Origin of the sequence: Protofrankia sp. Cas4, from assembly GCF_963555915.1 — a bacterium.
Lineage (GTDB): Bacteria > Actinomycetota > Actinomycetes > Frankiales > Frankiaceae > Protofrankia.
The window spans coordinates 1-13,458 of record NZ_CAUVXL010000050.1 but is presented as its reverse complement, the minus strand read 5'-3'; the positions used below and the strand labels follow the sequence as shown (position 1 = coordinate 13,458).

The 13,458-nt window shown below is 67.6% G+C and carries 12 protein-coding genes and 1 pseudogene; 7 read left to right on the top strand and 6 right to left on the bottom strand.

Annotated features, from left to right (window positions below; genetic code table 11):
• Positions 1–120: 120 nt before the first annotated feature.
• The 3 genes from U9979_RS05515 to U9979_RS05505 all read right to left on the bottom strand — a co-directional run bounded on the left by U9979_RS05515 (position 121) and on the right by U9979_RS05505 (position 1,901).
• The gene (locus U9979_RS05515; protein WP_322778523.1) at positions 121–828 is read right to left on the bottom strand and encodes a Fic family protein; all 708 of its coding nucleotides are present in this window, start codon (positions 826–828) and stop codon (positions 121–123) included.
• Entirely contained in the window at positions 825–1,031 is a 207-nt protein-coding gene (locus tag U9979_RS05510; RefSeq protein ID WP_322778522.1) for a MazF family transcriptional regulator, read from the bottom strand. Before U9979_RS05510 ends, U9979_RS05515 begins: the two co-directional genes overlap by 4 nt.
• A 93-nt stretch (positions 1,032–1,124) precedes the next feature.
• On the bottom strand, positions 1,125–1,901 hold the full coding sequence (locus tag U9979_RS05505) for a class I SAM-dependent methyltransferase (RefSeq protein WP_322748291.1): 777 nt from the start codon (positions 1,899–1,901) through the stop codon (positions 1,125–1,127).
• Between the two features lie 279 nt (positions 1,902–2,180).
• On the opposite strand from U9979_RS05505, the gene U9979_RS05500 reads away from it, so the two are divergent.
• The 6 genes from U9979_RS05500 to U9979_RS05475 all read left to right on the top strand — a co-directional run bounded on the left by U9979_RS05500 (position 2,181) and on the right by U9979_RS05475 (position 9,615).
• Positions 2,181–3,392 carry a cytochrome P450 gene (locus U9979_RS05500; protein WP_322748290.1) on the top strand — a complete coding sequence of 404 codons (1,212 nt, stop codon included), beginning with the start codon at positions 2,181–2,183 and terminating at the stop codon, positions 3,390–3,392.
• Between the two features lie 257 nt (positions 3,393–3,649).
• Positions 3,650–4,777, top strand: a complete 1,128-nt coding sequence (locus U9979_RS05495) for an amidohydrolase family protein (protein ID WP_416219498.1) — start codon at positions 3,650–3,652, stop codon at positions 4,775–4,777.
• Between the two features lie 37 nt (positions 4,778–4,814).
• Entirely contained in the window at positions 4,815–5,447 is a 633-nt protein-coding gene (locus tag U9979_RS05490) for a DUF4232 domain-containing protein (RefSeq protein WP_322778520.1), read from the top strand.
• A gap of 563 nt (positions 5,448–6,010) precedes the next feature.
• The gene (locus tag U9979_RS05485; protein ID WP_322768130.1) at positions 6,011–7,123 is read left to right on the top strand and encodes a type III polyketide synthase; all 1,113 of its coding nucleotides are present in this window, start codon (positions 6,011–6,013) and stop codon (positions 7,121–7,123) included.
• A 243-nt stretch (positions 7,124–7,366) separates the two neighbouring features.
• Positions 7,367–8,536 carry an epoxide hydrolase gene (locus tag U9979_RS05480; RefSeq protein ID WP_322778519.1) on the top strand — a complete coding sequence of 390 codons (1,170 nt, stop codon included), beginning with the start codon at positions 7,367–7,369 and terminating at the stop codon, positions 8,534–8,536.
• Positions 8,533–9,615: an oxidoreductase family protein gene (locus tag U9979_RS05475; protein WP_322778518.1), complete on the top strand. Its 1,083-nt coding sequence runs from the start codon at positions 8,533–8,535 to the stop codon at positions 9,613–9,615. The genes U9979_RS05480 and U9979_RS05475 overlap by 4 nt, the downstream gene beginning before the upstream one ends.
• 132 nt (positions 9,616–9,747) lie before the next feature.
• Here U9979_RS05475 and U9979_RS05470 read toward each other — a convergent pair whose 3' ends face one another.
• Entirely contained in the window at positions 9,748–10,623 is an 876-nt protein-coding gene (locus tag U9979_RS05470) for a LuxR C-terminal-related transcriptional regulator (protein ID WP_322778517.1), read from the bottom strand.
• A gap of 87 nt (positions 10,624–10,710) precedes the next feature.
• Between U9979_RS05470 and U9979_RS05465 the strand changes: the two genes are divergently transcribed.
• Positions 10,711–12,384, top strand: a complete 1,674-nt coding sequence (locus U9979_RS05465; protein WP_322778516.1) for an AMP-binding protein — start codon at positions 10,711–10,713, stop codon at positions 12,382–12,384.
• A 146-nt stretch (positions 12,385–12,530) separates the two neighbouring features.
• On the opposite strand, the gene U9979_RS05460 is transcribed toward U9979_RS05465, so the two are convergent.
• Complete coding sequence (locus U9979_RS05460; protein WP_322778515.1) at positions 12,531–13,241, bottom strand: class I SAM-dependent methyltransferase; 711 nt, start codon at positions 13,239–13,241, stop codon at positions 12,531–12,533.
• Between the two features lie 4 nt (positions 13,242–13,245).
• Positions 13,246–13,413: pseudogene (locus tag U9979_RS25070) on the bottom strand (DUF3105 domain-containing protein); the annotation flags it as partial.
• Between the last annotated feature and the right edge of the window lie 45 nt (positions 13,414–13,458).

Below are 13,458 nucleotides of genomic sequence, written 5' to 3'. Positions count from 1 at the left end.
AGAGTATCCGGTGACAGAGACGACCTGTCAGCAGGGATCTGAGCGGGGGGCCGCCCGCAAGGGCGGTCCCTACCGCGATCGGCCGGAGGTGGTCCACGGCTGACGTGCAGCCGCGAGCAGCTACGCCGCAGCGCGGCTTGCCTCGTCGGCGAGTGAGACCGTGAGGAGTCGGGTCAGGGCGGGCGTGTTCTGGGTGTCGAGCATGGTGATATACCCGGATCGCTGGGTGACCTGGACGATGGCGGGAAACCCGAACCTGCGGATGGTCTGGTAGGCGATGATCGCGCGGCCGGTACGGCCGTTGCCGTCGGAGAACGGGTGGATGTGTTCGAAAGCGACGTGCCCGCTGGCGATCGCCTCCAGCAGGGCCTCGTTGTCGAGGTTGGCGGTTTGCCACTCAGTCTGGTCGGCCCACTGGAGCATGAGTTCTGGGACGCGTTCGGGTGGTGCAGGCTGCCACGACGCGCCGGCGACGATGTTGCTGGATGTCTTGTACTGGCCGCGGTCGTGGGCTAAGCGGTCCATCAGCGTGGCGTGCAGGTCCCGGACGAGGTCGGTGCTCAGGGGTTCGTCGTCGGCGACGGCCCGCAGGATGCGGGCGAGAGCCTGGTAGTGGTTGGCAACCTCGTACAACTCGCGCACCGGCGTGCCGGCCACAGGCACCCGTTCGTCGACCAGCAGGGTGATTGTGTCGGCCAGGGTGAGAGTGTTGCCCTCAAGCGCCGCGGAGTGGTGCGCCAGGCGCACCAGCACGTCCTCGGCGTACTCCGGCGATAGAACCCCGGTCCGGGCGACATCGGCCAGGAACTCCTGTCGGGTCCAGGTCACGGCCGGGTCCGCGCCGCATTGATCACGGCCATCAGGTCGGGCAGGGGGGTGTCCTCATATCGGCTCACGGCGCGGGCCTCGAGTACCCCGGCACGGACGGTCACCTCGACCGTATCTCCGGGGCCGACGCCCAGGGCACGCAGCTCGGTTGGGCTGATCGTGATGCCCGCCGAATTCCCGATCGTGACGACCTTCTTCTGCATACGAACAGAGTACATCCAAGTACGAACTCGCTGTGGTGGCGGCCGACGCCCAGCTGGCGCGTCTGCTCGCGGAGCGGGCCCAGGGCAAGGGAATCAGGCACGGCGGGCACAGGCGGCGAACATCGCCGCGCTGATGATGAGGTTGTTCTCGTCGCGGCTGAGAGACCACCACCGGTCCACCTCGTCCCGCGTCAGCAGTCCGGCTTCGATGATGCTCCGCTGGAATCGCTCCACGAGGAGCTGCCAGGCGAGCCACGACTCGCCGGTGCTGCGGAACTGAGTGCCGTAGTACTGAGCGGCCTCGTCGGTGAAGCCCAGGCTGAGCACATCACCGAGGAGCCGGCGGCCATAGGTCGCGTCGAACCCGCCCTCCTCGCCCATGAGCCGTTGCAGCGCCTGGACCATGGCGGTGTGTATCGACGCCTCGGGGACGACCAGGTCGGCACACGTCCAATCGACCTCCTCGACCAGAAGCCAGCCGCCCGGTGCGACCGCCGCCGCGAGCCGCTGGAGCGCACGCCGATGCGGGTGGAGGTGTGCGATCAGAAGCCGAGCGTGGACCAGGTCGAACCGTGCGTGCGGAAGGTCGTCGACCATCACGTCCATGCGCCGGACCTCGACCGACCCGGGCAGCCGGTCGAGGAAGCGGACGTCGCGGTCCACCGCGAGGACGTGCCCCGCGGAGCCGACGACCTCGGCCAGCGCCCGCGCGACCGAGCCGGTGCCCGCGCCGACCTCGAGGCAGCGATGCCCGGCGCCGATGCCCAGGGCTTCCACGAGCCGCATGGTGCCCGGATCCCACAGCTGCGCCATCGCTTCCAGCCGTGTGCGCTCGTCCGGATGCCCCTGGTCCAACACGTAGGTGGACAAATCAGCGCTCCCGTGGTCGCATATGGCGTCGACTGACGTCAACTGGGACTCCGGCACGCACTATTCCTCATCTCTCCGGGTGTTTACACCGGCGATCTGTTTTTCCTATCGGATCATAGGCCGGATTGCGGTGTGCAGGAATTCATGTGAACGTTTCATCGGCATCGCGGTCGGATTGGTTCGAAGAATGTTCATCTCGCGGCAGTCGACGGAGAGTGTAATCGGCAGCATCCCGGTGAGATGATTTCGAGACACTCGTGCCGAGAGAAGGGCGTGGACGTGTCCACTGCGCCGCAGGTTGTCTTCGACGCCTTTCACCCCATGCATCGAGCCAACCCCTACCCGCGGTACGCGGCCGTCCGCGATTTCGCTGCGCTGTACCCGATCAGGCCGGATATTCTCATGGCGACCCGCTACGAGGAGTGCTCGGCGGTTTTCACGGACGCGCTGTGGGGCCACGGCTACGAGGAGGGCATCAACCCCTTCCGTCCAGGAGTGGCGCCCGACGACGTGCCGGGATCGATGCTGCGGATGGACCCGCCGAACCACACCCGGATGCGAGGACTGGTCAAACGCGCGTTCGTCCCGCGCAACACCGAGGGGCTCCGACAGCAGATCGAGGACCTCGTCAATACGCTGCTCGACACGGCGATCGAGGCCGGCGAGGTCGACCTGATGGAGGCGTTCGCACGGCCACTGCCGCTCACCGTCATCGGCGACATGCTCGGCATCCCGCCCGAGGACTACCCAGCGGTCCAGAAGTGGTCGCTGGAGATCGTCCGTGGCACAGATCCGGACATCCTGCAGTCACCCGAGAGCCTGGCGCGCAGGCCGGAGGCCATGCGGGAGTTCGAGGCGTACTTCGCGGCGCTACTCGCGCAGCGGCGCAAGGATCCTCGCGACGACATGCTGAGCGGGATGTGCGCGGCCGAGGACCGCGGCGAACTGAGCAGCCGGGAGGCGCTCGGGCTGTCCGTGGGGCTGCTGATCGGGGGGTACGAGACCGTCTCCGACCTGATCGGCAAGGGTGTCGTGGCCCTGTTGCGCAACCCCGACCAGATCGCGCTCTGGCTTGCCGATCCCGATCTCGCGGCGCCAGCCGTCGACGAGTTGCTCCGCTACGAGCCACCCGTACAGTTCACCCACCGGGTCGCGCTGGCAGAACGGGAGCTGGCCGGGCACACGTTCGCGCGGGGGGACGGCATCGTCGTCCTGACCGCCGCCGCCAACCGCGACCCCGCCGTGTACACCGATCCGGAGTGTCTGGACATCACCCGGTTCGCCGGCCGCACCCCCGCGCCGCGCCACCTTTCGTTCAGCGAAGGGCTCCACTACTGCCTTGGCGCGCATCTCGGCCGGCTGGAGACCCAGATCGCCGTGGACACCCTCCTACGCCGCGTCCCCGGACTGTCACTGACCGACGAACCCGTCTGGCGCGACACGGTCGCCATCCACGGGTTGGACACCCTTCCGGTCCGCCTTCGGGATTGACCGACCGTCCACGGCGTCCAACCCGTGGATGGCGGAGTTCGCAGCGCAGCAGGAGTGCGGCTGACCACATGGCCGGCTCAGGTCCACCGTGGTTCGTCGCCGCTCCATGGGACTGTTCCCCCGCTTGAACCCGCCCGGCTTCCGAGGTTGGTACCCGAATGCATCAGCGGATTGTTCGATTTATCGTGAGTGCGGCAGCTCCGCACGGACGGCTCGCGCTACCCGCCGGACCCGACCTGGCCGGCACGGAGGTCACGATGAACGAAGGTACGAGAAAGATCTGGGCTCACTCGGGCGACTCGCACTTCCTCGAACCGGACGACCTGTGGTTCCAGATCCTGCCGGCGAAGCAGGCGGAGCGGATGCCACGGAGCGAGAAGGTCGGTGAGAATGAGGAGATCGTCCACGTCGACGGCAAGAGTTTTCGCCGTACCCTGCCGAAGGTCATGACGGTACGGGGTGCCAGTGGCGAGACGATAGTGGAGATGTCACACCGACCACCGGGCGCCCGCGATGTCAAGGCACGCCTGGTCGATCTCAACAACGAGGGCATCTGGGCGGAGGTGGTGTACGCCTCGCTCGGCCTGTGGTCGAACATGATCGAGGACTCCGTGCTCGTCCGGGATGCGGCCCGGGCTGAGAACGAGTGGCTCGTCTCAGAGATCCAGGGCGCTGCCCCCGACCGGCTCGTGCCTGCCGGGCTCATGCCGTTGCTCTCGATCGACGACGCGGTGGCGGAGGTTCAGCACGCCGCCTCGGTAGGGCTGAAAATAGTATCTCTTCCCACCGGGACACCGCCCGGTATGAAGGACTGGAATGACCTCTCATGGGAACCATTGTGGGCGGCCGCAGAAGAGGCAGGGATGGTTCTCGGCTTCCATATCGGCACCGAAAATAATGAACGCGTGCTGTACCGCGGGCCCGGCGGTGCCGTTCTCAACCTCCTGGAGACCTCCTATGAGGGACAGCGGACGGCGGCCAAGCTCGTCGGCGGCGGCGCCCTCGATCGTCACCCCGACCTGAAGATCCTCATCTCCGAGGGCGGGGCGACCTGGGTGCCGTTCGTAGGCGACCGCCTCAACGAGGGGTACCGCCAGCACGCGGCGTTCGTGCGACCAAAGTTGTCCCGCGAGCCCAAACAGATCCTCTACCGCCAGGTGTACGCATCATTCCAGCACGACGAGTCAGCGCCGGCGGCGCTGTGGGCGATGGGCTACCGGAACGTGATGTTCGGAAGCGATTATCCGCACCTGGAGGGCACTTTCGGTCATACTCAGAAGACGCTACGCGAGCTCTTCGACGGGGTGACGCCCGAGGTACGCCACCGCATCACCCGCGGTGCGTTCGAGGAGCTGTTCCCGCACGTCAGCTCCCCGCCCGAGTAGAAGGGGGCAGGTTGGTGTGAACGGCGGAGCGCATAGCATGTCGCGGCCGGCCCGCGAGTGTGTCGCACGCATCGCGGTTGCCGTGGCACTGATGGCGGTCAGTACGGGATGTGCTTCCAGCACGGGCGGTGTGGCGGCGACACCGGCGTCGGGTCGCTCCCCATCGCCATCATCGGCCGTCCGGACGGTGTTCCCGCCCGGTGCGACGTCCGGGTCAGCCGTCGGTTCCACGGCGGCTGACCCGGGGCATGGCTGCCTGACCGTGAACCTGCGGGTGAGCGCCGCCAACCTGGACAACGCTGCGGGGCACAGCTACGAGCAGATCATCCTGACCAACATCGGCGCCACATCCTGCGTGATCGGGGGCTTTCCCGGTGTGTCGTACGTCGACGCTGGTGGCCGTCAGCTCGGTGCCGCCGCAGATCGCACCGGTGGTCCTGGTATGCCGGTCCCGTTGCTGCCCGGGCAGCACGTGACCGGCGTTCTCGCGATGATTCACACCGGTATACAGGCCGGGTGCGAGGAGCCGTACCAGACCGCCGAGGCCGTCGGCCTTCGTGTCTACCCGCCGGCCAACCTGACGGCACTGCTGCTGCCGGGCAGCGGACCCGAAACGGTGTGCGCAAGCCCGTCCGTCCACCAGCTCCAGATTTCCGCGCTCACCCGGTGAGAACGCCGGTGGGATGCCAGAGATCGGCCTGGCCCTTGTGGCAACGCCGCCTGACTGCTCACCTGCGTTCCCGGCCCTCGTCGATGCCTCCAGAGTCGGGTCCGGGACGTCGCGGATCGTGATCGCGGTCATGCCTGCATTTTATCTGCAATGCCAGCATTCTGTCAGCCCGGTCGAGGTCCTTCCGGGCCCTTCAGGTCAGGAACGTCCGGAGCCTCTCAGTCCATTTCGGTTAAATGGATTCTGTCTCTACCTCGTTTCCGTCGGCGAACCTGGTCCCAAACAAGAAGCCACAAGACAGCGGGAGCGCGTCGGAAAGTGGAAAATGGAGACGGTGAGTACCGATGCAACATCCGCTGGCGGACTGGCTTGTAGTAACGGGGAAGCTCCTTCAACGGGGATGGGGCGAAGGGGTCGGTTCAGCCGCGATGGTTTCTCCCTCGGTGACTCCACACAGCGGCCCGCAGTAACAGCTAAGGAGTGTGATCAGTTTGTCCGGGAGCGCAGATCGTGTTGTAGGTCAACCAAAAGACGGACTAAATCCCGGGCGGGCAGGAGGTGATGTGACTCTTCGTCGCGAGCCAGTTCTGCTGGCGGTCAGTTCAGCCGCGCCGGATACGACGATCGGCCAGACCGAACTCTTCGACGGCTTCTACAGCCAGCTCTACAGCGGTGTCCCGCATGCGCGTCGGCTCTTCATCGACTCCACCCGGGTCCAGCGCAGGCACTTCTACTGGGACCCGCGCCGGGCCTACTCCGACGGCTTTCCGCCCACCGGAGCACTGATGGACGCCTGGGAACAGGGTGCGCTTGAACTGGGTCGACGGGTGGTGCCGGCGGTCCTCGCCGGCCACGATCCGGCCACGGTCGGCACGTTCATCATGGTGAGCACCACCGGCTACACCTGTCCCGGTCCGGAGGTCCGCCTCGCCGCGGAACTCGGGCTGCGCTCCGACATCCGGCGTATCTCCATCGGCCACATGGGCTGCTACGCGGCCATCACCGGGCTACGGACCGCACTTGACGCCCTCGCCGCCCGGCCCGATGAGCTCGTCCTCGTGGTTTGCACAGAGCTGACGTCCATGCACTGCCAGCCGGACGCGATCTCGGAGCAGATTATCGTGCAAGGCCTGTTCGGCGACGCGAGCGCGGCGATGCTGCTGGGCACACGCCCGGCGGACCGACCCGTCGGTCATCCGACGACCGACCACCCGAGCGCCGGCGCTCCGGCCTGTGGCGTCAGCGCGGCCGTCGTCGTCACCCGCACAGTGACGCACCCGGGAACCGCAGAACACATGAGGATCCGGGTCCAAGAAGACGGATTCCGGTTATGCATGTCCCCGGCGGTCCCGGCGATGCTCGGGTCGACCACCCCGCCGTTCGTCGACCAGCTGCTCGAGGGGTCGGGCCTGGGTGTCGCCGACGTGCGGCACTGGGCGATCCACCCCGGCGGCCCGCGGATCGTGGCCGAGGTCGGCGCCGCGCTCGGCCTGTCGGAGGCGCAGCTGCGACCAGCCATGGAGGTCCTGCGCGACTATGGCAACTGCTCGTCGGCCACCGTCCTGCTGGTCCTGCAGCGGATGCTCGCGCTGGACCGGCCGGAAGCCGGCGACCACGCTGTCCTGATCGCGTTCGGACCGGGGCTGACCACGGAGGCGGCCCTGCTGCGTTTCTGATCCGGCGACACCACACTGATCCGGCGACACCACACTCGAAGTCACGATCCACGACCACAGCACCCTGCGGGGCTCCAGAACCCCCTGCGATCAGGCGTCGGCGGGCGACGACGCACCAGCTGACCAGCCGTTGTCACACGGCTGTAGGCGTTGCGTACACGTTGTCGTCCCGTGTGCTGGAGGCGTTCCGGAGGTTTCGTCCGCCGCTGGCGCTCATATCACTTAAATGGTTTACTTTGTTGCATGATTGCGGAGGAGAAAGATCACAGTATTGAGCTTCGCCCGTTCCAGGTCGAGATCGATGACGCGGTGCTTGACGACCTACGCGGCCGGCTCGAGCGGACACGATGGGTCGACGACCTGCCCGGCAGCGGATGGGACTACGGCGTCGCCGTGGCATACCTGCGGGAGTTATGCGAGCACTGGCGGACGGCCTTCGACTGGCGTGCCGCCGAAGCCCGGCTCAACGCCTTCCCGCAGCACGTCACCGACATCAATGGGCTCGGTATCCACTTCCTGCACGTCCGGTCGCCGGAACCCGACGCGCTCCCGCTCATCCTCACGCACGGCTGGCCTGGTTCGGTCGCCGAGTTCCTCGACGTGCTCGGCCCGCTGTCCGACCCGGCGGCGCACGGCGGCGACCGTGCCGACGCGTTCAACGTCGTCGTACCGTCGCTGCCGGGTTTCGGCTTCTCCGGTCCGTCGTCCTGCCGTGTCACCGACCGACGGGTGGCGCAGGCGTTCGCCGAGCTGATGGGACGGCTCGGCTACGAGCGCTACGTCGCGCAGGGCGGCGACATCGGCGCCCAGATCTCGGCGCTGCTCGGCGAGCTCGATGCCGGGCACGTCGCCGCCGTGCACCTCAACCTGCTGCCCGTCGGCCCACCGGCTGACCGCGACCCGTTCGCCGGCTTGTCGGCTGAGGATGCCGCGCTGGCGCAGCGCACGCTGGCGTTCCTCGACAGCGACACCGGCTACTGGAAGATCCAGGGCACGAGGCCGCACACCGTCGGCAGCGCACTGATGGACTCGCCGGCAGGCCTGGCGGGGTGGATCGTGGACAAGTTCCGGTCATGGACCGACTGCGACGGCGACGTCGAGCGGGCATTCACCAAGGATCAGCTCCTGACGAACATCACGATCTACTGGGTCACCCAGACGATCGCCTCGTCGGCCCGCTGGTACTACGAGAACGCGGGCGTCGGCGGGCAGTCCGAACCACCCCGGGTCGAGGTTCCGACCGGCTATGCCGACTTCCCGGGCGAGCACTACCGCATGCCGCTGGCCTGGGCCCGACCGCGGATCAACATCGTGCACGTCTCGTCGATGCCCAAGGGTGGTCATTTTGCCGCCCTGCAGGTACCCGACCTGTTCGTCGATGAGCTTCGTACCTTTTTTCGAGCGTTCCGATGACCGCGGCACTGCCGTCGACGATCGACGACATCACCCCGGAATGGCTCACCATGGCGCTGGGCACCCGGCTACCCGGTGTCGAGGTGGTCGATGTCGCCGTAGACGAGGTGCTGCGCGGTACGGCAACGAAAGTGTTCGTCCAACCGACCTACGGGGACGGCGACCCGCCGCCGGGCGCCCCGGGCTCGGTGTGTGTCAAGGGTGCCTTCGAGGACAACGCGGCCCTGATGGCCGCCACGGGGATCTACGAGCGCGAGGCCGTCTTCTACCGCGACCTCGCGCCCGGCCTGCCGCCGACGGGCACTGCGGCGTGGTTCGCCGACGCCGATTCGCGCACGCGTCTCGGTGTCGTCGTCCTCGACGACCTGCGCCGGGAAGCCACCTTCTGCCGGGCCACCTCGCCGCTGTCGATCGACGAGGTGGCCGCCGGTCTCGAATTGATCGCCCGCTACCACGGCGCGACGTACGCCGGCCCGGTCCTGCACGAGCACCCCGCACTGCATTCCTACGTCACCCGGGACAACCCGTCGGGTCACTACTTCGCGACGATGGATGCCGAGCGGGTCGCGCACTTTCTCGCTCTGCCGCTGCGTTCGGCGGCGATCCCCATGGAGCTGCACCGGCCCGACCTCGTCATCGACCTGTTCTGGCGCTGGGTCGACCAGAGTCAGGAAGGCCCCTGGGTGCTCACCCATGGAGATGATCACATCGGAAACTGGTTCCGGCGCCACGATGGCACGCTAGGGCTCGTCGACTGGCAGACCATCTGCCGCATGCGCCCAGCCCATGATGTCGCCTATTTCATCACTTCAGCGCTCGATGTCGACGATCGGCGTGCCGCCGAACGCGACCTGCTGCGTAGCTACCATGGCTGTCTCACCGCCGCCGGTGTGCAACCTGCGACATTCGACGAGCTCTGGCTCGACTACCGGCGCCACATGGCGTTCGGGCTCATGGCATGGCTGACGAGCCTGGAGTGGATGAATCCCGAGCCGATCCACGCGGCCGCTGTCGGACGCTTCGCCCACGCGGTGCTTGACCTCGAGGTGGCCTCGGCCCTCGGTCGGGCCCCTGGGTGATGCGGGCGACGTCACGGACCGAACACAGCCGGTCGACCGTCCCGGCCGCATCGAGGCGGGCCAGGAAGTCCCGTTCCGCCGGCCCACGAGGCCCCCGCGCCGGATCGAAGCTGTCGTGCTGTACGTGACGGATCAGGGAAGGAAGCCCGCGCGTCGGGCCGCGACGACGGTCTCTGTCCGACCGTGGGTGCCGAGCTTGCGCATGGCGTTACGTAGGTAGCTTTTGACTGTCTCGGACCGTAGGCCCAGCCGTCGCCCCACCTCGGCGTTGCCGCAGCCCACCGCGACCAGGGCCAGCACGTCCAGCTCCCGGGGCGACAGTGGGTTGCCTCGGGCGGGGCGACCGCGGGGCCGGGTCAGCCGGTCGCAGACCAGTTGGAGACGCCGGCGCAGGGCTGCGTCGGTGATCTCGTGGGCGATCGAGCGCAGCTCCGCGTGGGCCTCGCGGACATCCTCCCACCCCGGCGCGGCGGGAGCCTCGCGGGCGGATTGGATGATCGCGGCCGTCTCCAGCTCCGCCAGACGCCGCTCGACCTCCGACCGTACGGTCAGCTCGACGCCCACCCCCACAGCGATCTGGTTCATCGCGGCCAGCACCCAGCCGCCCAGCGGCTGTGGCTCGCGGACGCCGCCGTACAGGACGCTGAACACCGATTCGCCTACGAGCACCGGCACCGCCGCGATCGCCCGGAGGCCTTCGGCGGTCACCTGCTTGTCGTATTCGTGGCTGATGCGCGAGTCGGCGGCGTAGTCGTCCACGCTGCCGGGCCTGGCTGCGAGCAGCACGCGTCCGCCCAGGCCGTTGCCGGCGCTGACGACCAGGTTAGGGAGCGCATCGGTCCAGGTCCCGGCGAACTCGGTGAGTCGCACACCCCGGCCCCCGGGTGACACCTCGCCACCGAACGCCACAGGCAGCCCGGTCACTCGTCGCATTCGGCCCAGGGCCGCACGCAGCAGCTCACGGCGCTCCAAGGCCGGGATGCCGGCCGGCCGATGTGTTGCCGCCATGCGGCCAGAATGTCACGCACACCTCCATCCGCGGCTACCCCTGAACGGGGGTGGTGGGCTACCTGGCTTGCCCGGATGCTGCTGCGTATGGCTGCCTCACTGCTGTCCTACGCGTCCGGCGTCTGCGTGGTGCCGCTGCTGGGCGAGACGATCGGGGAGAACCTGGAACGCGCCGCGGCCCGGTACGCCAGCCGGGAGGCATTGGTCGACGTGGCCACCGGCCGGCGTTGGACCTACGCCGAATTCGACGCCGCCGTGAACGAGCTGGCCCTCGGGCTGCTGACGATGGGCATCGCCAAAGGTGACCGGGTCGCCATCTGGGCGCCCAACTGCGCCGAGTGGGTGCTGACCCAGTACGCCACGGCGAAGATCGGCGCGATCCTGGTCAACGTCAACCCGGCCTACCGTGCCCACGAGTTGGGCTACGTCGTCCGTCAGTCCGGGATACGCCTGCTGATCAGCGCGGTCACCTACCGCACCAGTGACTACCGGGCGATGCTCGCCGAGATCGGATTCGAACCGACGGTGTTCATCGGCGAACCCGGCTGGGACGAGCTCGTCGCGGCCGGCCGCCGCGCTGACCCCGCCCAGTTGCGCGAACGGGCGGCCACGTTGGCCTTCGACGACCCGATCAACATTCAGTACACGTCGGGCACCACCGGTTTTCCCAAGGGCGCCACACTGTCCCATCACAACATCATCAACAACGGCTACTTTGTCGCTGAGGGTCTCGGCTACACCGAGGACGACAGGGTCTGCCTGCCGGTGCCGCTTTATCACTGTTTCGGCATGGTGATGGGCAACCTGGCGGCGATCTCGCACGGCGCTTGTGTGGTGCTCCCTGCGCCCGGGTTCGACCCCGAGGCCACGCTGGCGGCGGTGCAGGCCGAGCACTGCACCTCGCTGTACGGCGTGCCGACCATGTTCATCGCGGAATTGGGCCACCCACGGTTCGGCGACTTCGACCTGTCCAGCCTGCGTACCGGAGTCATGGCCGGGGCGTCCTGCCCGGTGGAGGTGATGAAGCGCGTGGTCGGCGACATGAACATGGCGGAGGTGGCCATCTGCTACGGCATGACCGAGACCTCCCCGGTGTCCACGATGACCCGCCGCACCGACGGCCTGGTCCAACGCACTGAGACAGTCGGCCAGGTCATGCCGCACCTGGAGGTGAAGATCGTCGATCCGGACACCGGCCGGGTAGCGGGCCGCGGCGAGCCGGGTGAACTGTGCACCCGCGGCTACTCGGTGATGCTCGGCTACTGGGACGAGCCGGACAAGACCGCCGAAGCGGTGGACGTGGCCCGCTGGATGCACACCGGCGACCTGGCCACCATGAATGCCGAGGGCTACGTCAACATCGTCGGCCGGATCAAGGACATGGTGATCAGGGGCGGCGAGAACATCTACCCCCGGGAAATCGAGGAATACCTCTACACCCACCCCGACATCGCCGACGTCCAGGTGATCGGCGTCCCCGACACGAAGTACGGCGAGGAGCTGATGACATGGATTGTGATGCGCCCCGGCGCCGAGCCGCTCACCGCCGAGCAGCTCCGGGAGTTCTGCGCGGGCCGCCTGGCGCACTACAAGATCCCGCGGTACGTCCACGTGGTCGACGGGTTCCCGATGACCGTCACCGGCAAGATCCGCAAAGTGGAGATGCGCGAACAGAGCGTCGACCTGCTGGGCCGGCACGACGCGGCGAGCATCAAAGCGCCTGAGACACCACGGGGAGCGGCTGCGCGGCCGTCCCCGTGATCTGGGCGGTCCGGGAATGGAGCCCGGCAAAACTCGGCCACCGTGATCCGTACAGGTTCCGGCTCCACCAGCCAGACTCGTCTGCCGCCACATCCCGACCTGGACCGTCCGCCGCCGTACCTTCCTGCCGGTCGTTCTTCAGCGCCTCAGGCGCTGGGCCTGGCGGTCGTGTCGGTGGGGTCGTTCGCTGTTGCCGTGGTGTCAGAAGACAGGGTGACGAACGTGGGCGGTTTGCGGGCCACGAGCCGTTCGACGATGCCGAGTTTGTAGCGTTCCTGCCGTTCGATCGTGAAGCCTTCGGTTTGCGCCTGTAGCAGGGGACGTCGGCGTAGGTGTTCGCCGCCAATCCGAATAGTGATCGTTTCGAGTAGTCGCTGGGCTGCTCGTACATGCCACGGCGAGCCGGCCACATGGTCCAGGAGCAGCAGCCGGCCGCCGGGCCGCAGCACCCGCTTCATCTCGGCGAGGGCCCGGTGGACGTCGGGGACGGCGCACAGGGACAGGGTGCATACCACGGTGTCGAAGGAGGCGTCGGGCAGGTCCAATGCCTGGGCGTCGCCGACGTGGAGGTCGACGGTACGGCCGAGGTCCTGCGCTCGCTGCCGGGCGATGTCCAGCATCGCCGGGCTGAGGTCGATTCCTGTGAGTGTGACGGTGTCTGGATAGTAGGCGAGGTTGCGGCCGGTGCCGATCGCGACCTCGAGCACGTTGCCGGTGGCCTGTGTGCAGACCCAGGCACGGCCGTCGCCGAACAGGACTCGCTCGAAGAAGGCCATTTCCCGGTCGTAGGTGTGTGCGTGCCTGTCCCAGTAGCGGTGCAGGCGTTCGGTATTGCCAGGGTGCGGTGTTTCCGGCATTCGATCACGTCCTTTGCCCGGCGGGGCACTGGGCCAGGCGGGGGTCCTCAGCGCTGGTCAGTTGGAGCTGGCGGGCCCAGGCGGAGACGACGATCGGCGACGGAATACCCGGATAGGGGCTGAGGATCTCCATGGTGTTGGTGTCGACGATCCGCCGCAGAGCGGCGACCCAGGTGCGGGACGCATATGGCGATCATGTGAGGCTGAGACAACGGTT